This is a genomic window from Aeribacillus sp. FSL K6-1121, from assembly GCF_038003725.1.
GTDB classification, from domain to species: Bacteria; Bacillota; Bacilli; order Bacillales; family Aeribacillaceae; genus Aeribacillus; species Aeribacillus composti.
Genome location: NZ_JBBOPS010000001.1, coordinates 1,860,054 through 1,880,200 on the forward strand (window position 1 = coordinate 1,860,054; position 20,147 = coordinate 1,880,200).

The 20,147-nt window shown below is 42.6% G+C and carries 18 protein-coding genes; 3 read left to right on the forward strand and 15 right to left on the reverse strand.

The features are described 5' to 3' along the window. Positions 1-29 precede the first annotated feature (29 nt). Positions 30-830: an enoyl-CoA hydratase/isomerase family protein gene (locus NSQ61_RS09090; protein WP_339199470.1), complete on the reverse strand. Its 801-nt coding sequence runs from the start codon at positions 828-830 to the stop codon at positions 30-32. A gap of 122 nt (positions 831-952) precedes the next feature. Further along, the gene (locus tag NSQ61_RS09095; RefSeq protein ID WP_445206620.1) at positions 953-2,428 is read right to left on the reverse strand and encodes an aldehyde dehydrogenase family protein; all 1,476 of its coding nucleotides are present in this window, start codon (positions 2,426-2,428) and stop codon (positions 953-955) included. 432 nt (positions 2,429-2,860) lie between these two features. On the opposite strand from NSQ61_RS09095, the gene NSQ61_RS09100 reads away from it, so the two are divergent. Further along, complete coding sequence (locus tag NSQ61_RS09100; RefSeq protein WP_027725928.1) at positions 2,861-4,090, forward strand: IS110 family transposase; 1,230 nt, start codon at positions 2,861-2,863, stop codon at positions 4,088-4,090. Positions 4,091-4,245: 155 nt separating this feature from the next. On the opposite strand, the gene NSQ61_RS09105 is transcribed toward NSQ61_RS09100, so the two are convergent. The 5 genes from NSQ61_RS09105 to NSQ61_RS09120 all read right to left on the reverse strand — a co-directional run bounded on the left by NSQ61_RS09105 (position 4,246) and on the right by NSQ61_RS09120 (position 9,126). Beyond that, entirely contained in the window at positions 4,246-5,445 is a 1,200-nt protein-coding gene (locus NSQ61_RS09105) for a thiolase family protein (RefSeq protein WP_063389429.1), read from the reverse strand. 85 nt (positions 5,446-5,530) lie between these two features. Continuing rightward, the gene (locus tag NSQ61_RS09110; RefSeq protein WP_066251107.1) at positions 5,531-6,256 is read right to left on the reverse strand and encodes a 3-hydroxyacyl-CoA dehydrogenase family protein; all 726 of its coding nucleotides are present in this window, start codon (positions 6,254-6,256) and stop codon (positions 5,531-5,533) included. Continuing rightward, a complete protein-coding gene (locus NSQ61_RS09115) occupies positions 6,246-7,103 on the reverse strand; it encodes a 3-hydroxyacyl-CoA dehydrogenase NAD-binding domain-containing protein (protein WP_130156789.1) in 858 nt (285 codons plus the stop codon). The genes NSQ61_RS09110 and NSQ61_RS09115 overlap by 11 nt, the downstream gene beginning before the upstream one ends. A gap of 5 nt (positions 7,104-7,108) precedes the next feature. Beyond that, positions 7,109-7,282: a PaaD-like zinc ribbon domain-containing protein gene (locus tag NSQ61_RS20275; protein ID WP_422386932.1), complete on the reverse strand. Its 174-nt coding sequence runs from the start codon at positions 7,280-7,282 to the stop codon at positions 7,109-7,111. Between the two features lie 551 nt (positions 7,283-7,833). Continuing rightward, positions 7,834-9,126 carry a homocysteine synthase gene (locus NSQ61_RS09120; RefSeq protein WP_063389432.1) on the reverse strand — a complete coding sequence of 431 codons (1,293 nt, stop codon included), beginning with the start codon at positions 9,124-9,126 and terminating at the stop codon, positions 7,834-7,836. A 601-nt stretch (positions 9,127-9,727) separates the two neighbouring features. Between NSQ61_RS09120 and NSQ61_RS09125 the strand changes: the two genes are divergently transcribed. Further along, positions 9,728-10,492 (forward strand): IclR family transcriptional regulator, encoded by a 765-nt coding sequence (locus NSQ61_RS09125; protein ID WP_339194926.1) that lies wholly within the window; start codon positions 9,728-9,730, stop codon positions 10,490-10,492. Positions 10,493-10,909: 417 nt separating this feature from the next. Here NSQ61_RS09125 and NSQ61_RS09130 read toward each other — a convergent pair whose 3' ends face one another. From NSQ61_RS09130 to NSQ61_RS09165, 8 genes are all read right to left on the reverse strand, one after another. Continuing rightward, on the reverse strand, positions 10,910-11,161 hold the full coding sequence (locus NSQ61_RS09130; RefSeq protein ID WP_327847659.1) for a hypothetical protein: 252 nt from the start codon (positions 11,159-11,161) through the stop codon (positions 10,910-10,912). Between the two features lie 33 nt (positions 11,162-11,194). Continuing rightward, positions 11,195-12,514 carry an ammonium transporter gene (locus NSQ61_RS09135; RefSeq protein ID WP_340806805.1) on the reverse strand — a complete coding sequence of 440 codons (1,320 nt, stop codon included), beginning with the start codon at positions 12,512-12,514 and terminating at the stop codon, positions 11,195-11,197. Positions 12,515-12,585: 71 nt separating this feature from the next. Next, positions 12,586-13,173 carry a dimethylamine monooxygenase subunit DmmA family protein gene (locus tag NSQ61_RS09140; RefSeq protein WP_063389436.1) on the reverse strand — a complete coding sequence of 196 codons (588 nt, stop codon included), beginning with the start codon at positions 13,171-13,173 and terminating at the stop codon, positions 12,586-12,588. Positions 13,174-13,341: 168 nt separating this feature from the next. Further along, on the reverse strand, positions 13,342-14,073 hold the full coding sequence (locus NSQ61_RS09145; RefSeq protein WP_063389437.1) for a hypothetical protein: 732 nt from the start codon (positions 14,071-14,073) through the stop codon (positions 13,342-13,344). Positions 14,074-14,102: 29 nt separating this feature from the next. Then, on the reverse strand, positions 14,103-15,059 hold the full coding sequence (locus tag NSQ61_RS09150) for a PDR/VanB family oxidoreductase (protein WP_340733431.1): 957 nt from the start codon (positions 15,057-15,059) through the stop codon (positions 14,103-14,105). Between the two features lie 71 nt (positions 15,060-15,130). Continuing rightward, on the reverse strand, positions 15,131-16,105 hold the full coding sequence (locus NSQ61_RS09155; RefSeq protein WP_235600511.1) for a heme-dependent oxidative N-demethylase family protein: 975 nt from the start codon (positions 16,103-16,105) through the stop codon (positions 15,131-15,133). 87 nt (positions 16,106-16,192) lie between these two features. After that, on the reverse strand, positions 16,193-16,609 hold the full coding sequence (locus tag NSQ61_RS09160; protein WP_066251087.1) for a hypothetical protein: 417 nt from the start codon (positions 16,607-16,609) through the stop codon (positions 16,193-16,195). Positions 16,610-17,225: 616 nt separating this feature from the next. Then, positions 17,226-18,455: an IS110 family transposase gene (locus NSQ61_RS09165; protein ID WP_027725928.1), complete on the reverse strand. Its 1,230-nt coding sequence runs from the start codon at positions 18,453-18,455 to the stop codon at positions 17,226-17,228. A 432-nt stretch (positions 18,456-18,887) separates the two neighbouring features. Between NSQ61_RS09165 and NSQ61_RS09170 the strand changes: the two genes are divergently transcribed. Beyond that, positions 18,888-20,108 carry an acyl-CoA dehydrogenase family protein gene (locus NSQ61_RS09170; RefSeq protein WP_339211256.1) on the forward strand — a complete coding sequence of 407 codons (1,221 nt, stop codon included), beginning with the start codon at positions 18,888-18,890 and terminating at the stop codon, positions 20,106-20,108. The last annotated feature ends 39 nt before the right edge of the window (positions 20,109-20,147 follow it).

The window sequence follows — 20,147 nt, forward strand, 5'->3', positions numbered from 1 at the left end:
TTATGGCCGATATGCTTCGTCCTTCTTTTTTATATCCCTTTCCAATTTGGTTTTCTCTTTTCTAAAAATGCACTTAATCCTTCTTTTGCATCCTCGGAGCGGAACAACAAGTTTTGCAGCTCTCCTTCGTAGCGGATGGCTACGTTCAATGGCATTTCCTTTCCGTTCATGATCGACAGCTTGATGTTGGAAACCGCATAGCTTGCGCTTTCAGCTATCTTTCTCGCATACTCGAGCGTCCGCTCTCTCGTTTCCGCCTGCGGGAACACTTTGTTGACGAGACCAATGTCCAGCGCTTCCTGCGGTGTCAGTGTTTCCCCAGTTATGTTCATATCCAGCGCTCTCGAATACCCGATCAACCGCGCGAGCCGCTGCGTTCCTCCCGTTCCAGCCAGCACCCCAAGCGATACTTCCGGCAAGCCGATTTTTCCTGCTTCATCTCCCATAAAACGCAGATCGCAGCCTAGCGCCATTTCCAATCCTCCGCCGACTGTATGCCCTTCCAAACAGGCGATATATACTTGCGGCGAACGGGCGATTTTATCCAGCGTTTCATTACAGAACAGGCAAAACTGTGTTTTATAGCGCGGATCCGCTGCTTTTAAGAAATTGATATCCGCTCCTGCCGAGAAAAATTTCGGCACATCGCTCATCAGCACGACCACTTTTATGTTTGGATCGAAGCGAAGCTCATCGATCGCTGCGTTGAATTCTTGGTAAAACTCCAGCCCATAGGCATTCGTTTTATTGATGTGAAGATGGATTTCCGCCACTCCGCTGTTTTTGACCACCGTTAAATTTTTCTTTTCTATTGCTACTGTATCTGACATTGCAATTCCTCCTTTATTTATACGTTTAATATTTTATCGTTTCATAAACATAATATACTAAATATTCTAATAATTCAATAGAAATTATATTTTTTTTAAACGATCTTTTTTTATACATATAATTAGAGTCCAAAGAGATTTAATGGTTTGCTGCCGATATAAGAAACGACGCTTTTCGTTTCCGTGTACAAATTCAATGTTTCCAATGCCAGCTCCCGGCCAAATCCCGATTGCTTATAGCCTCCAAAAGGTGTTCCAGGAAATGCAGAAATTGGCGAATTCACCATAACAATTCCTGTCTTTATTTGTGCCGCAACACGGTGTGCCTTTCCATGATCGTTCGTCCATATAGCCGAACCTAATCCAAAAATGGAATCATTTGCTTGTCGGATCACATCTTGCTCGTCGCTGAATTTCATAACAACTACGACAGGCCCAAAAATTTCCTCTTGTGCAACTCTCATATCATTTGTGACATCCCCGATAACCGTCGGCAAATACCAATACCCTTTTTCATACTCTCCGCCTTCCGGTATTTTGCCGCCGTATAAAATTTTTCCGCCCTCTTCCACCGCTAATTTCACGTAATGATCAATTGTTTGCTGATGACTTTTGGAAATGACGGCCCCCATATGCACGCCTTCATCAAACGGATTTCCTACTCGTATACGGGAAGCTTTTTCGAGAAATTTTTCCATAAATTCATCATAAATGTTTTCATGAACAAACAAGCGGGATCTTGCTTCACAAGATTGTCCTGTGTTGTAAAAAATTCCATAAAGCGAACCGTTTACGGCTCCTTCCAGATCACAATCGTCAAAGACGATGTTCGGCGATTTTCCTCCTAATTCCAAAGTTACCCGTTTTAACGTTTCAGAAGCGCGCTTCATAATGTCCTTTCCGGTTTCCGTTTCGCCTGTAAACGCAACTTTGTCGATTCCAGGATGCTCCGTCATATATGGTCCGATTTCAGACCCGCTGCCTGTAATAACGTTCAGGACTCCTGCCGGAACACCTGCTTCATGGCATATTTCCGCAAGCATATAGGCTGTAATTGGAGTGTAGCTAGCAGGCTTCAAGACAACAGTGCAGCCGGCAGCCAATGCAGGCGCCACTTTCCAAGCGGCCATCATGAGCGGATAATTCCAAGGAATAATTTGACCGCATACCCCGACTGGCTCTTTAAGAGTATAGTTAAAAAAGCCGTTTGGAACTTGATTGACATCACCTTGGAGAGTTAAGCATGCAGCGGCATAAAATTCAAAATCTTCAATCGCCTGCATAATTTGACCCTTGGCAGCAGCAACGGTCTTTCCGCTGTTTAATACTTCAACGCGAACCAATTCTTCAAATCGCTCTCTCATCATTTCCGCTATACGGTTTAACAGGCGAGCTCTTTTCGCTGCCGTCATTCTCGGCCATTTGCCCGACTCAAATGCAGCACGGGCTGCCTCCACCGCTTTGTCAACATCCTTCTTTGTTGCTTTGGCTACCGTTGCTATGACTTCGCCGGTTGCAGGATTATGCGTTTCGAATACTTCTCCGTTTGAGCTGTCTACATATTGTCCATTAATAAAAAGCTGATAGTGTTTTTTCATATTTTTCATTCCTCGTATACTAAGTTTCAGAAAGTTTTTTTATCGAATTTCCAGTCCGATACGCTCCTTGACAATCGCATATCTTGGGTGGTTGCCTTTGTGGGAGGGGCGCGCCCCTCCCACAAAGGGTTGAGCGTACCGGGGTTGGACTTTTCGCAATGTTCCTGGATAATGGTCTTAGGATCATCGGGGATACTCTTCTCACTCCTGTAGCTTTGACTACTTGTAAAGTCTGTCTCCTCGGCCCCTGTTTGGACGTCTAACCCGCAGGCTGTTCCCGTTGGTTTTCCCCATGCTGGAAGGAGCAGCTTCCAGGGCAGCCCATGGTCCAACGTGAGTTCTCATATGCGAGGGTGACTGGTCAACAGGCGCGATCCGGGGGCATCCCGAAGAGTCCTACCCCTCGATCCTACAACAATAGGAGGTGATCTCATGAAACTCTACGTCGGGATCGACGTGAGCTCACGCGACTTAGCCACCTGCATTATGGATCATGAAGGAAATACGTGCGCACGCTTCAAAGTGGATAATCATCTTCTGGGCGCCACCTTCCTTCGGGATCAAATCCTCCTGTGGGCTAACAAGCGAAAGCCAACCGAAATTCTGATCGGGATGGAAGCCACCTCGGTCTACAGTTGGCATCCAGCTATGTTTTTCCACCAGCAGGAGGCCTTGCAGGCTTGGAACGTCAAGGTGTTTACGATCAATCCAAAGCTCATTCGCAAGTTTAAAGAAGCCTATGTCGACTTGGAGAAAACGGATGACATCGATGCTTGGATCATTGCGGATCGGCTTCGCTTCGGCCGTCTGAAGATGACGGCTGTCCTCAAGGAGCAGTTTCTCGCGCTTCAGCGACTGACACGCATGCGATATCATCTCGTCCACCAGTTAACCCGTGAGAAACAGTATTTTCTCCAGCACTTGTTTTACAAATGCAGTTCCTTTACCCAAGAGGTGGACAGTTCGATCTTCGGACATGCCATTCTCGAACTGCTGCTTGAGTCGTGGAGCCTCGATGACATCTGCCAAATGGATGTCAAGCAGTTGGCCGACTTCCTGCGCCAAAAAGGGCGCAATCGCTTTGCCGATCCGGAATGCATCGCCAAGTCGATTCAAAAGGCGGCCCGTTCGTCGTATCGGTTGTCCAAGTGTGTCGAGGATTCCATCGACTTGCTGTTAGGGCTGTCGATTCAATCAATCCGCAGCCTGCAATCGCAGCTCAAAGAGCTCGATAAAGCCATTACCCGCCATCTTGAAGGCATTCCGAACACACTGCAAACCATCCCAGGCATCGGACCGGTTTATACCGCAGGCATCCTGGCCGAAATCGGGCAAATCGAGCGGTTTCACAACCAGGCCGCCTTGGCAAAATATGCCGGCTTGACATGGTCCAAGCACCAATCGGGCCGTTTTCAAGCCGAGGACACCTCCCTCATTCGTTCCGGCAATCGCTATCTCCGTTACTACCTAGTGGAGGCTGCCAACTCGGTGCAACGGCATGATGCGACGTTTCGTGCGTACTACCGGAAGAAGTATGAGGAAGTGCCCAAACACCAACATAAACGAGCCCTCGTCCTCACCGCTAGAAAACTCGTGCGTGTGATCGATGCGCTGCTACGCAACGGTCAAATCTACACGCCAAGAAAGGGGGAAGATCGATAAGAGGATCGATCTGGTATACCAATATCAACCTTTAGACCCAGTTTATTACATGTACCAATACTGGGTTTCTTCAGTATTGCCTTTTTTCGGATCATCGGACAAGGGAATTTCCAATTTCTATGATTTTTCACCTTGACATATTACCGCAGGACTTTCTATATTTTTTCGACAATCGTGGCGATTCCTTGCCCGACGCCTATGCACATCGTCGCGAGTCCATATCTAACGTCTCTTCTTTTCATTTCATGAACGAGAGTGGTAACAATTCTCGCCCCGCTGCAGCCGAGAGGATGACCTAAAGCAATTGCTCCACCGTTGACATTCACCTTTTCCATATCAAATCCCAGCTCCTTAATGCAGGCAATGGATTGGGATGCGAATGCTTCATTAATCTCGATTAAATCCAGTTGGCTGATAGATAAACCAGTTCTTTGCAGCACTTTTTTCGTTGCTGGAATCGGGCCAATCCCCATATAAGATGGATTCACCCCAGCGACAGCGGAGCCGACAATCCGTGCCAGCGGCTTAAAGCCAAGTCTTTCTGCTATCGATCTCTCCATGATTAAAAGTGCGGAAGCGCCGTCATTGATTCCAGAGGAATTTCCAGCGGTCACTGTTCCGTCTTGAACAAAAGCAGGCTTTAATTTATTCAGCTTTTCCAAAGTCGTATCAGGCCTCGGATGCTCATCTGCATCTACTATCGTTTCTTCCCCTTTTTTCCCTGTTATTGTCACCGGAACAATTTCATCTTGAAAACGCCCTTCTTGTATCGCTTTTCCGGCTTTTTTATGGCTTTCCAACGCAAATTCATCTTGCTCCTGCCTCGAAATTTGATAGCGCGCAGCTACATTTTCAGCCGTCTCGCCAAGACTGATCGGCGGATACATTTCCGCTAATTTATCATTGACAAGCCGCCAGCCGAGAGTTGTATCATAAAATGTTGGCGTGTCCCTCATTCCAGAAAGCTGCGGCTTCATCATGACATATGGAGCTCTTGTCATGCTTTCGGTTCCGCCTGCAATATAGACGTCTCCCAATCCGCCTTGAATCGCCAGCGCTGCTTGATTAATTGCTTCCAGACCCGATCCGCATAAACGGTTGACGGTCACGCCTGGAACCGTTTCAGGCAAACCCGCAAGAAGCACGGCCATTCTTGCCACATTGCGATTATCTTCTCCGGCTTGATTAGCGCAGCCAAAAATTACATCCTCCACATCGGAAGGATCAATCGGATTTCGCTTGAGCAGCTCTCTTACGACGTGAGCTGCCAAATCGTCCGGGCGGACCTCTCTTAATGCCCCGTTGAACCTGCCGATCGGGGTTCGGACAGCATCAACAATCACAGCTTCTTTCATTTTCTTACCCCCATTTTGACCGTTTTTTCAGGCATTTTCATTCATTTTGAACTTTTCCCGAAGTTACCATCATCAACCGGAATTTTTAATCATATTGATAAAAGCCTCTTCCCGTTTTCTTTCCGAACCATTTGGCATACACCATCTTTTTGATAAATGGAGCAGGCCGGTAGCGGTCCTCCCCTGTTTCTTTAAACAGTCCGGCTAAAACAGCATAAACATCATCAATACCGATATGATCCGCCCAGCGAAGGGGGCCCATCGGGTAATTCGTTCCTTTCATCATTGCTTTGTCTATGTCCTCTGCACTTGCAACACCTTCTGTTAAAGCAAAAGCAGCTTCATTAATAATTAATGATAAAATTCTAGGAAATACTAATCCTACGCCGTCTTCCACTACTTCGACCTCTTTTCCAACTTCTTCAAAAAACTGCTTAGCTTTCTCAACATTTTCTTTTTCGGTTTGCAAAGCCGGTGCAAGTTCGACAAGTTCACAATCTTCCCAAGGGAAAAATGCGGCAAATCCGACTAATCGTTCAGGATGTTGGAGCCAAGAAGCGGTTTCTGTTGCTGTTACACCAAGACATGTAGACAAAATGACCGTTTCCTTTGGCAATGTTTTTTCGATTTCGACCAACAGTTTTTTCTTTTGGTCGATGTCGAGATTTGTCGTTTCGATCACAATATCAAAATTTGAATGAACAGCCGATTGATCTTCGAGCTGATGGCCTGTTTCGCGCAATTGCGCTATGATCGAATCGGCTAAAGAGCCTTCTCCAGCTACTTTTACAGTGAATGATTTAGTTTTCATAGCGATAATATCCTTCACCGGCCTTTCTGCCAAGCTTACCTGACTGAACCATGCGCTGCTGCAAATAATGCGGACGAAATCTTTCCTCTCCGAAAAAACTATTGTAGACGGTTTCCGTTGTGGAAAAATTCACATCAATACCAATTAAATCTTGCAGTTCAAAAGGACCCATTTTAAAACGTCCAGCCTTTTTCATGATCCTGTCAATCTGTTCGGGCTTCGCCAAACGTTCACCTGCAATTTTCAATGCTTCATTGTAAAAAGGACGGGCAATTCTGTTTACAATAAATCCCGGTGTGTCTTCGCAAACAACCGGATCTTTATGAAGAGAAGAGACAAATTGTGCAAGCTTTTTCAACGTGTCCTCAGATGTTTTCACCCCTCTTACGACTTCTACTAAAGGCATTAGCGGAACCGGATTAAAAAAATGAAGACCTGCCACTCTTTCCCCTGTTTTGGTAACGCTTGCAATTTCAGTGACAGAAAACGATGATGTGTTGGTGGTTAAAATGGTTTGTTCTGGACAATGTTCATCCAGCGCTTGGAAAATGTCTTTTTTAATATTGATTTTTTCCGGAACTGCTTCAATCACAAGATCACACGCTTTCATCAGTGATAAATCGGTGCAAGTCTCAATTCGTGATATTGAATCTTGAAACGTTTGTTCCTCCATTTTTCCCTTTTCTACTAATCTGTTAAGGCGTTTTTTAATTTGAGTAAATGCTTTCTGAACGATCGCATCATTTAAATCATAAAGCAATACACGAAATCCATGCTGCACACACGTTTGGGCAATGCCAGAGCCCATCGTTCCGCTTCCTACAACTCCAACCGTTTGGATCGTCAAACAGACTACACCCCTTTGTTCAAATCATTTTGCCATCTTATAAATTCAAAAACGCTTTTACATTGGTTGCAGTAATATTGAGAAACGAGCTGAGCAGTGCCGAAAACAGCTATTTTCTTAACATTTGTAGAATCGCAAAAGGAACAATGCACCACATATTTGTCGGACACCGGTGTCACCTCTCTGTTATATTACGTTTTTTTTACTATCGTTTATTTAACAAAATATTAATAAAAACAACAGGTTCTGTCAACGAAAAAAATTAAAATGTTATTTATTTTCTGGAAATTAAAATTAAAACGGTGGTGTCCAGAAAATCAAATCCCCATTAAAAACAAAAAATCATAAACATCGATATATCAACGTTTCTAAAACATTAAAGGGGGCGTCTATAAGGCCGGAAAATCGACTTATTAGACAGCCCCCTAAAATCAACATATGTATCATTTTTACCTATAAATGAAACGAGAGAATTTTACAGCGAGGGTGGTTTTGACGACAGCTAAACCACGGCAGTTTTCTCTCTAGTTTCATACTGCTATGAGCGCTGGTTTCGGGAAACGGTAATATGCAGAGGATGTCCATAAGTCCATAAAATAAAAGTAGAGAAAAACAGTCGTTTTCCTCTACTTCTTTCGATATGAAAGCAGCTGAAGGTTGCCTGCTGCTTTTCAGTGTGAAGTGGGCTTATGCCGCAATCCCTGCAAAATTTTTAACTGGCGATACGATCTTAAGCTTGGCTTGCTCGAATCGCTTGTTCCAGATCGTAAATAATGTCATCAACCGATTCCGTACCGACTGATAACCGGACAAGACCAGGTGTAACACCTGTTGCCAGCTGCTCTTCGCTCGTTAATTGCTGATGAGTCGTGCTGGCAGGATGAATAATCAACGATTTCGAATCGCCGATGTTGGCAAGGTTTGAAAATAATTGAACCGAATCGATCAGTTTTCTTCCTGCATCAACGCCGCCTTTAATTTCGAATGTCAAAATGGCTCCCTGACCTTTCGGCAAATATTTTTGTGCAAGTTCGAATGAAGGGTGATTTTTCAAGCCTGGATAGCTGACAGATTCGACCGCTTCATGCTCAAGTAAATAATTCGCAACTGCAAGCGCATTTTCACTGTGGCGCTGCATTCGCAAATGAAGCGTTTCAAGCCCTTGCAAGAATAAAAATGAATTGAATGGAGAAAGTGAAGCTCCAAGGTCTCTCAACAGTTGAATGCGCGCCTTCGTAATATATGCAGCTTCACCAATGTCATCAGCATAAACGAGACCATGATAGCTTGGGTCCGGCTCGGTGAACTCAGGGAATTTGCCGCTTCCTTTCCAATCAAACTTGCCGCTGTCGACAATGACGCCTCCGATTGAATTTCCGTGTCCTCCAATAAATTTCGTAGCCGAATGAACAACTATATCTGCGCCGAATTCAATCGGACGGAGCAAGTAAGGGCTTGGAATTGTATTGTCAACGATAAGCGGAATTGAATGTTTATGAGCGATTGCTGCCACCGCTTCAATATCAAGCACATCCCCTCTTGGGTTTCCGATCGTCTCGGCAAATATTGCTTTTGTCTTTTCAGTAATCGCTGCTTCAAGATTTTGCGGATCCGTCGTATCGGCAAATTTTACCGTGATGCCAAACTTCGGCAAAGTATGTGTGAACAAATTATAGGTTCCGCCATATAAGCTAAATGAAGAAACAATTTCATCGCCGCTTCCAGCAATATTCAAAATCGAATAAAAAACAGCAGCTTGTCCAGATGAAAGCGCCAGCGCCCCAATTCCGCCTTCAAGCGCAGCTACACGCTTTTCAAATACATCAGTCGTTGGATTCATGATCCTTGTGTAAATATTTCCTTCTTTCTTTAAACTGAATAAATCTGCCCCATGCTGACTGTCTTCAAATACATACGAAGTCGTTTGGTAGATCGGAACAGCTCTCGACAAAGTCGTCGGATCAGGCACCTGTCCTGCATGTACAGCTAGCGTTTCGGGCTGAAGTTTTCTTTCGTTTGACATAGTTTATTTCTCCCTTCAATTCTAAACTTATATATTCGCAAAATTAAACCCACTAAAGTAATAGGTTTAATTATATATAAATAAAATGTACTGCTTGTTCAGCCGGATGTCAATTACTTATCAAAACTTTCAAAAATTTTTTAGACTTCTTCAGTATAGCATAAAATCTCAATTGGAAGATAAATTTTTTGGATATCATTTCATGTAATGGAATGCTTTATAAGTAACCTTTCCTCGTATTTTCATATGATAATAATTTTCCAATCTACTTATTCTTTTTTAAAGGGAATGCAGGATGAGTAAAAGGAATAAAGAATATACTGAGAGCAGTCCGAAAATGAAATTTCTTAAATTGATGCAATAAAAAAACAGTTTGCCATCATTAAGCAAATGGCGAGGAACTTCATTTTTCTCTTCAGACTTTTTTGAGAGGATTTTTCTCGCATCCCGGACAAATTTTTTATCCTTTCACACTTCATCTATTGCTAGTTTATATTTTCATTGACAAAGTCTTAGTAGTTTTTTGAAAATATAGAAAAAATTTTGTTGAAGTGGTAAAATAAGATGAAGTATGCCTATCAGTTGAAGGATGGTTTTAGCAATGACAGAAAATAAAAAACATGCACAAATTCAGTCTTTGCTTGTAGGATTCTCAATTATTGACCTGATTGCCAAAAACGGCAGTCCGATGAAATTTAACGACATTCATCATTATACTAATATAGCAAAAAGCAATTTATATAAATATTTAAATACCCTTACGAATCTCGGTGTCCTTCATCGGGATAAAGGAAGCGGCTTATACTCTTTAGGGAGCACACTCATTCAATATGGAATGGCAGCTGTCAATCAAGAGGATCTCATTGGCAAAATCACGCCATTTTTGCATGAAATTAATGCCAAATCGAAAGAAACGACTCTCCTTGCCGTATGGACAACAAACGGCCCAATGATCGTCAAAATGATCCATAGTCATTTAGGGCTTAACTTAGGCGGACAGGTCGGAACAATCCTTCCGATCTCCTCGGCAGCCGGAAAACTTTTTGCGGCATTTAAAAACGATCCAAGTGTAAACGTTTGGAAGGAATCGGAGTTGTCAAAGCTAAGCAAACAGGCGAAAGACGAGCTAATAACAGAGTTTCAGCTTATTGCTGATCAAAAAATATCGTTTGCGCAGGAAGCTTTAGCGCCAAGCATCGCTTCTGCCGCCATTCCGATTTTTAATTTTGAGCGGGAAATTTTAGGGTCTATTATTGTTGTCGGCTTTGAAAAATCGATTCCAGACACCATCGAACATGAGCTAAGCGAATATTTGCTTATAAAAGGAAAAGAAATTTCCGCCGTTTTCGGATGGAAAGAAGAATAAAAAAGAGCTTTCTGCACCCTTTTAAAGTAGAAGTGAGATGGAATTTTAAAAATAGGAATTGATTTTTACTTTTCATATGTTTCAGTAAAAAAGACGGTGTTCGCCTTCTTGTCATTTATAAGGTCAGATGTTATTTTTATCCTTATATGAAAAACCGAGCGTTAAAAAATCAACGCCCGGTTCTTTTGTGTACATACGAAACCCTCTTTTATTGATAACAGAAAATTCTGCTATCATCTTGTCGGTACTATTCTCCCAATAATAATTGATTAATCTCCTCATTTCAGAATCCCACAGCTTTCAAGGCTGTGGCTGACACAAAACTTAATACTCTCTTATTGTTAAATTTAAAATAAAAAAGAGTTTGAGTATGAAAACTCCTATTTTGATAAATCAGGACAGCAACCTGCTCTTATACTAGTTTACATTTTCCATTAATGGATCTGCGTACGTACCCTCTTTCGGAAAATCCAATTTTTCATCAACTGCTTTCGAAGCTAATAGATTTACTTCCGAAAAAGCTTGATTCTCATGTCGAAACATTGCGTAAATCAACGCAACACAGATGCCGATCGCAGCTATAATCGATAACACAACTCCTATAGAATGCGGGCCAAAGGTAAAATAAGCACCGACATGCTCCCAATTTGTTATTGGACTTGTATTCATTTACTATTCCTCCTTTACATTTTTATCCTTTTATTAACTAGTTTTGCTCTTTGACATGATCATTTTTAATCTTCCATTTTCTTGAGTAGATGGAATTCCTTCCGGAAAAGCTGTTGCAGGTATTTCAGTTAAATCAATACCAAGCATCTCTGCTTGCTTTGGTATTCTCAACATATTAAGCTTTTTCAAAAGCAGTGATGTCCAGTAGCCTGGGAGAAATCCTAGAAGGATCACAACCGCTGCACATACGAGTTGTCCAATAAAAGAGATTTCCGGGCCGTTTATATTGGGATAGCCGGAGGCAAATATCCCGACTGCAAGGACTGACCAGATCCCGATAAATCCGTGGACGGTAATAGCACCTACAGGATCATCAATCCCCTTCCTTTCGAGAAAATTTCCAATGAATGGACACATCAATCCTCCAATGACAGCTATAACAAATGCAAGCGCTGGATGATATAAATCTAAACCCGAACCTACTGAAATAACCCCGGCCAGCCCGCCTGAAGCGACCCAAAACGGTTCCCCTTTTGAACCTAAATATGCCCCTATTAAACCTCCCGCTAATCCCATTAAAGCATTGAATACAAAAGCCGATAAATTGGTAGGAGTACCGTAAATCGTCATCCATTCCCCATTTGTAACAGCGATTATACAGCCTCCGAGGAAGCCGAAAAACCCAACATAAATGAGCATCAGCCCTAATAAAGTGGACGGAAGATTATGCGGCAGAATATTAACAATTTTCCCATCCCCTGTATATTTGCCGATTCTAGGTCCTAAATTGATCACGACTCCTAATGCAAAAAACCCAGCTATTGCATGAATAACGCCTGCAGCGGCAACATCATGATAACCAAATTGCGTTAAAAACCATCCTTCTCCGTGCCAGCCCCAAGAAGCAGCTAAATTCCAAATAACTGATCCAAGAATAGCGGCAAGAATAAGAAATCCACTTAATCGAACCCGTTCGATCAGCACGCCGGATAAGATGGAAGCTGTCGTAGCAGCAAACAGCGCAAAAGCACCCCAGAAAACTCCACTCGCATGATCCGTTATATTCGGACCCATATTTTCACTCCAAGGCAATGCAGCTAATGCCGCTTCACTCATTCTCGGAATCAAACCGTCTGGAAACGCATTGTATATCCACCAGCCAACAAAATAGAAAGCAGGTAACACGACTGCTAACGTCATAATATTTTTCAAAGCCGTCGCCAATACGTTTTTTACACGGGAGATGCCGACTTCAAGAGCCAAAAACCCCGCATGGATCTGCAGCATGATTGCAATGCACCACCAATAGAATACTTCTATTTGGATTGCGGCAAACTGTTCAAATCCCTCCACATGATCATCCCCTTATTCTAAAGATTTCAAAGCCTTTAACCTACCATTTTTCAGGCCCTCCTTCTTCTGTTTCATGAAATTATTTTTAAATAACCTAAATATGCATCATGGAGCCTAGAATAGTGTCTTGAAACCTCTAACGATGCATGACACTTTTCACACGTTACTTGTTTTTGTGCTGTCAGCTTGTTCAGATGATAACACTTTACACAAAATACCCTTTCCTCTTTCTCCCCCCATCCTTGTGCCTGGATCTCATCTTCATTAAAACCAGCCCGCAATGCCAGTTTTTTCAGCTCTTTTAACATTGACCATTGAACTGAAAGAAATAGCTTTGTACCGATAAATTGACTTTCAAATATTTTGTAAATTTCCTCACTGGATGTTGATGAAAGGACAGTCGCTTCATTCGGAAAAAATTCTGTCCCCTTATACGAATGAAGGCTGCTATCATTTTTCTTCAATATATAGATTTGTTTCTTCGTCTGTTCTGGAATTTTTTTAATAAACATCAACGTTGGCAAAATCATCGGTTCATCAATGATAAACAAAAATTGTTTCCCAGTGATGAATTGAAATAGATTGCCAGCTTGCTGATTTTGCGCAAAAAATTCATCTGCTTCAGAAGCGCTTGTTTTCCCATCTGCTGTTTTAGTCATTTTTCAACCTCCTTGTTTGTTTTTCAACATGGTCGAATCGAATAAGCAATTTGTAATTTTCTCAATTCGAATTTTTCGAATATCAGGATATTCTCCAACGATAAGCTGCAGCTAGTTCGAATCAATATTAAGCAAACAAAGCATTGCCGTAACTTGATTTCTATCAAATTACAACATAGAAAGATAACGGCTAGTTGTGAAGCCCGGACCGTTCGAGCGTGTAAGCATATAAAGAGCATCTGTTAAAGGAATCCGGCGATAAGTTTCAATAACACGCCCATTGACAAATAGATTCTCCCGTTTTTGTTTTAATTGGGCAGCCGTTTGTTGAAAAAGTTTCTTAGATCTATTAAACGAGTCAAAAACGAAGCGTTCTGCTGCTGGACAGCTTGCAATACTCACATCGCCGAAATGAACCCGTCCTGACGGTGAATATGCTATCGCACTGACGATTCGTTGCTGCGCACTGCTGATGGTTTCTTGTAAAAAAGTCGCATGAACGGGTTTGATATCTTCCACAATCAGCCGGGTGATGCCCCGATCGTTAATCGCTTCTAAAATTTGTTCAGGGTCATCCTCCACGATAACCTCTTTATGGGGCGGCCATATATCCATCCAATAATGATCTAAGTGCTGTTTTCCGACATGGAAAATGAAATAATCAGGATAAATTCGAAGTCCGCCCTCCTCATCTGTTAAATCCTGACGATAAAAATCATAAAATCTGGTGACAGCTGCCATAAGCAAGGCGCTAGCACCAGCACTTCCTGCCGGTTCCCGTACGACTATTCCTAGTCGATCATATTGATGAAATCCCGGCAGCAACTCCTCAAAAGAACATTTCACGTCGTTTATCTTGAATTCAAAATCATCGATTCCGATAACCTTTGTTGTGTGCACAATTCCATTTGCTCCTTTCTTGTATGCTCTTAAAGATCTAAAACAAGACTGCCGGATTTTGCCCTTGAAACACATGTTAAAATGACATTGCTTTCTTTTTTCTCCATTTCGGTAAGAAAAAAGTCTCGATGGTCAATTTCTCCTTTTAAAACATGCAGCTGACAGCTGCCGCATCCCCCGATTTTACATGAATATGGCACATCAATATGAAGCTGTAATAAAGTGTCCAGCAAGCTTTTCCCTTCAGGCACCTCAATCACTTTGTTGCTTTTATTGAGTTTTACCCGGAATGGCTGCATCGGTCCTGATTTTGGCGGTGTAAAGAGTTCAAAGTGGATGCTTTTTTCAGAATAACCAATGACTTTGGCAGCATCGGCAAATTCTTTGATCATGGCCTCTGGACCGCAGAAATAAACATGGGTTCCTATCGGTTGATTTTCCATTAACTTTGTTGACATTTTCTTGTTTTCCTTTGAAAAATAAAAATGAGTTTCCTCTGAAAAAAAAGTGGAGAGATGGCGATAAAAGGCACATAATTCCTTTGAAGGAGCGGCATAATGTATTTCAAATGGAGCCTTCTTCTTTTTTAATTCCTTCGCCATCGAAAGAAAAGGTGTAATGCCAATCCCAGCTGCAAAAAATAAATGGCGTTTTGCTTGAAAGCTTAGCGGAAAATAATTTTTCGGATAACTAATGGAGATCTTATCCCCTTCTTTCACATGATCGTGCCAATAAATTGATCCTCCATTTGAATCCTCATTGCGGCGAACGGCGATTCGATAGTAGCCTGTATTGTCCGGATCACTTGTAAGAGAATAGTGGCGTTCGATTAAGCCTGTTTCAGTTTGCAAATAAGTCGTAATATGAGAACCCCCACTAAAACGAGGCAATGGCGAACGGTCTGCTGACACTAGCTTAAAACTTTTAATCGCAGCTGTTTCATGCGTAATTTGTTCTACAATCACTTCAAGTGTTCGCGCCATCATGTAATCCTCCTCCTTTCATGTTTTTTAAAAACAGCTTCTTCACACGCTATTTTCTTCCAATTTTCCCAATTTCAATCTGTCAAGCTTTTTTCTAAATAGCGAATGATTTCTCCTTTGTATAAACTAAATCCTTTATATTCAGCCATATAGTCAGGTAAATCCTTTAAAACTCGAAAAAAACGTTTCAACCAATCTTCATTTTTTTTCAGCTCATCAAGTGATATTAAATGAGTATGAATACTAAATAAAATCCCATTGCTTCGCGGCATACGAAATAGCCTTTGATCCTCCACTCTTAAGTGCACAAGCTGACCGGCATTTTCTGAAGTTACCTTTTCCTTTTTTGGACCCCATTCATCAAAATTCTCAGGGAACGTGTCAAGGATTGGCTCCACTGTTAAAGTCCAGTTTAACCGTGTCCACGGTTTCCCTGCCTCGATTCTCAAAAGAAAATTGAGGACTTTTTTCGCTAAACCGCTGTCGAAAAAAACCGGTACAGGAGAATGGAACTCGGTGTAAGTCATGCCAATATCAAAGGCAATCGACCAATTGGCAGGAAAACACAATTGTCCTGCATCCATATATAAATCACCGTCTCTTTGCCCCATAAAAATGAGATCCTCTTGAACGTGTCTGCCGATAAAATCTAAAGGCTCGTAGGGCAATGTCGATAGATCGCCAAAAGTAAATGTATGTTTCTCATCCAAAAGCTTATTTTCAAACGTCCATTCATGACCATTTTTTATAACCGAGAAATACTCAGGGTAAATAATGGCAAGTTCATCTATTAAAAATTCCAGCACTTCCCACTGTCCATCGATTGAATGTTCTAAAGATTGAAAAGCACGTTCATGGTGGTTTAATAGTATTTGACGCTTTTTATCTATTTCTTCAAAATATTCGGGAGTAATATCTGCAAGTTTCCCGGATTCTAGAGGCCTCGCATTATTAGAATACCTGTAAGAGTCCTTTTGAAATGGAAATGGGAACCTTTTAATAAGCGGAATTTCTTTGATCATATGTTGGTTAGTCGTTTTTACACTCACTGCCCTCTCTCCTCCTCACGATCAAAACTGGATGAAAGAACCTCCCCATGAAGCCGCGTTACGACAAGGGGAAATTCTTTCATTTGTTTAATTTAAAAATGTTGGCTCCGGCAATCGATGTGCCGTATAAATCGCATCTCCATCGCTTTCAGCATCAAAGATCACTTTCGTTTCAGGGGTAAAGATAAAAACATCTCCCGCTTCCCCTACATATTTGTTTCCTTGTTCATCTCTGACGATGATTTGCCCCTTTATAATTACCTTTACTTCTAAGTAAGTATACAAAAATTCAAACTCTTCCGACTTTTGCATAGAGAAATATCCAATTGTTAAAGGCTTCTCTAATGGGCTAATCGGAACGTCAATAATTTGACTTTTCAAAGCCGGTATACTCAAAACATTGTTCAACTCAATTTTTTCATACGTTCCAGCTTTTATTAGCTGAATTCCTGGCTTTTGACTTAAAAATTGATGATCCATAGCTGTTACCGCTGATTCACTCATTCTTTCCACTCTCCTTTTTCAATTTTTATAATCAGAGTTATGTTATGTTTTGTAACAAAAAATGTATTATTTTATAACTCTGATGATCCTATCATAATAACAACCGTAACGTTCTCACAACCGTTTTTTCTCAAATGGCGGGAATATTCGCAAAAATCTGTAAAATGTTCTGACAATTAGAGCTTTTCCTTTCGGATCATTCAACATGAGCAGGCAATGAAATTTTATTTCTTTGAGAACTTAACATTATTAGCGCCAATAATGAGATCAGCAACGATGTTTTACACGGAAAGGAGACAGGGAGAGTACCGAATCATTGTAAAATGTAATGACAAGGTTTTTGATTTATTCCCACTATTTAGGAAATCTCTGTTTCTTTGAAAGAATCGTCTATGTAAAAATAAAAGCACAATATTCATAATATTGTAATTTTTGTTAACATTCTTAACAGTAACCTTTAAAAAGTCCTGCGGTAATATGTCAAGGTGAAAAATCATAGAAATTGGAAATTCCCTTGTCCGATGATCCGAAAAAAGGCAATACTGAAGAAACCCAGTATTGGTACATGTAATAAACTGGGTCTAAAGGTTGATATTGGTATACCAGATCGATCCTCTTATCGATCTTCCCCCTTTCTTGGCGTGTAGATTTGACCGTTGCGTAGCAGCGCATCGATCACACGCACGAGTTTTCTAGCGGTGAGGACGAGGGCTCGTTTATGTTGGTGTTTGGGCACTTCCTCATACTTCTTCCGGTAGTACGCACGAAACGTCGCATCATGCCGTTGCACCGAGTTGGCAGCCTCCACTAGGTAGTAACGGAGATAGCGATTGCCGGAACGAATGAGGGAGGTGTCCTCGGCTTGAAAACGGCCCGATTGGTGCTTGGACCATGTCAAGCCGGCATATTTTGCCAAGGCGGCCTGGTTGTGAAACCGCTCGATTTGCCCGATTTCGGCCAGGATGCCTGCGGTATAAACCGGTCCGATGCCTGGGATGGTTTGCAGTGTGTTCGGAATGCCTTCAAGATGGCGGGTAATGGCTTTATCGAGCTCTTTGAGCTGCGATTGCAGGCTGCGGATTGATTGAATCGACAGCCCTAACAGCAAGTCGATGGAATCCTCGACACACTTGGACAACCGATACGACGAACGGGCCGCCTTTTGAATCGACTTGGCGATGCATTCCGGATCGGCAAAGCGATTGCGCCCTTTTTGGCGCAGGAAGTCGGCCAACTGCTTGACATCCATTTGGCAGATGTCATCGAGGCTCCACGACTCAAGCAGCAGTTCGAGAATGGCATGTCCGAAGATCGAACTGTCCACCTCTTGGGTAAAGGAACTGCATTTGTAAAACAAGTGCTGGAGAAAATACTGTTTCTCACGGGTTAACTGGTGGACGAGATGATATCGCATGCGTGTCAGTCGCTGAAGCGCGAGAAACTGCTCCTTGAGGACAGCCGTCATCTTCAGACGGCCGAAGCGAAGCCGATCCGCAATGATCCAAGCATCGATGTCATCCGTTTTCTCCAAGTCGACATAGGCTTCTTTAAACTTGCGAATGAGCTTTGGATTGATCGTAAACACCTTGACGTTCCAAGCCTGCAAGGCCTCCTGCTGGTGGAAAAACATAGCTGGATGCCAACTGTAGACCGAGGTGGCTTCCATCCCGATCAGAATTTCGGTTGGCTTTCGCTTGTTAGCCCACAGGAGGATTTGATCCCGAAGGAAGGTGGCGCCCAGAAGATGATTATCCACTTTGAAGCGTGCGCACGTATTTCCTTCATGATCCATAATGCAGGTGGCTAAGTCGCGTGAGCTCACGTCGATCCCGACGTAGAGTTTCATGAGATCACCTCCTATTGTTGTAGGATCGAGGGGTAGGACTCTTCGGGATGCCCCCGGATCGCGCCTGTTGACCAGTCACCCTCGCATATGAGAACTCACGTTGGACCATGGGCTGCCCTGGAAGCTGCTCCTTCCAGCATGGGGAAAACCAACGGGAACAGCCTGCGGGTTAGACGTCCAAACAGGGGCCGAGGAGACAGACTTTACAAGTAGTCAAAGCTACAGGAGTGAGAAGAGTATCCCCGATGATCCTAAGACCATTATCCAGGAACATTGCGAAAAGTCCAACCCCGGTACGCTCAACCCTTTGTGGGAGGGGCGCGCCCCTCCCACAAAGGCAACCACCCAAGATATGCGATTGTCAAGGAGCGTATCGGACTGGAAATTCGATAAAAAAACTTTCTGAAACTTAGTATACGAGGAGTGATGTCAATGGTAGTCAATCAGACAGAACTGCAGGAAGAAATTATGCAAATTCCAAAATGGTGGTCTTACCCAGAAGGATTCGAAAAACTAATTGAAAAAGCACATGAATTAGGCAAAAAGGAGCTGCTGCCCCGTGCTTCTATTTCAGACAAGGAGTGCCGTTATCCTCGGGAAAGCTTACAAGCAATTGCGGATGCTGGATTTGGAGCAGTTACAATCCCTGTTGACGACGGAGGCCTTGGCGCTGGACTAACTGGATTTGCTTTGTTAGCCGAAAGTTTTTCTCAATATTGCGCTTCCACTACTATGTGTTGGGTTATGCACACTGCTGCCGTCCAAACGCTTTATACAGCTGGAACTAGAGAGCAGCTGCAGCGTTATATTCCTGGGGTGCTAAAGGGAAAGATTGGCGCATTAGCCTTTAGTGAACCAGCGACTGGAAGCCACTTCTGGAATGTTGTTAGTTCGGCTCCCCGCAAAGGAAACGGATATTTGTTAAATGCGGAAAAATCATTTGTCACCAGTGCGGGCGAGGCGGATTGGTATATTGTTTGCACCAATTATCCAAATAGCATAGAAGACGATCCATTAATGTTTTTAATTGTAGATCATAATCAGAAGGGAATCGAATATTTTCCTTTTTCAGCTATGGGGCTTCGCGGAAATTCAAGCGGACCGATGAAGTTTAAAGATGTCTTTGTCCCTATTGAAAATCGTCTTGGGACTGAAGGCGGAATGAATGTTTATAATGAAAACGTCATTGATCCGCTCTTTTTATTAGGCACAAGTGCTTGCTGGGTTGGTATTGCTCAAGGAGCCTTGAATGCAGCAATTGACCAGGCAAAGAAAAAAGTCCATAAAGATACAGGAAAATCAGTTGCCGGCTACCAAGTCATTCGCCACGAATTGGCAAAAGCGCAAATTTTAATCGATAGTGCAAGAAGCATGCTTTATCGTACAGCTGAAGGGATGGATCAATGTTTAAATAGTGGAAAAGAATTGTCAGAATGCTTATACCCGCTTTGGGAACTCAAAACTCATGCAGCAGATATAGTCATACAAGTTACAAATCAAGCATTACAAGTTTCTGGAGGAAGAGGATATCTAACCGGGCAAGTGGAAAAATTTTTACGTGACGGTCGAGCAGGTGCAGTCATGGGACCCACAAACGAAATATTGCGCGAATGGATTGGCCGCACGTTAATTGGTGTTCCTTGGTTTGAATAATTTGTATCACTTGATCTGAAATATAACTGTTTGTGCCAA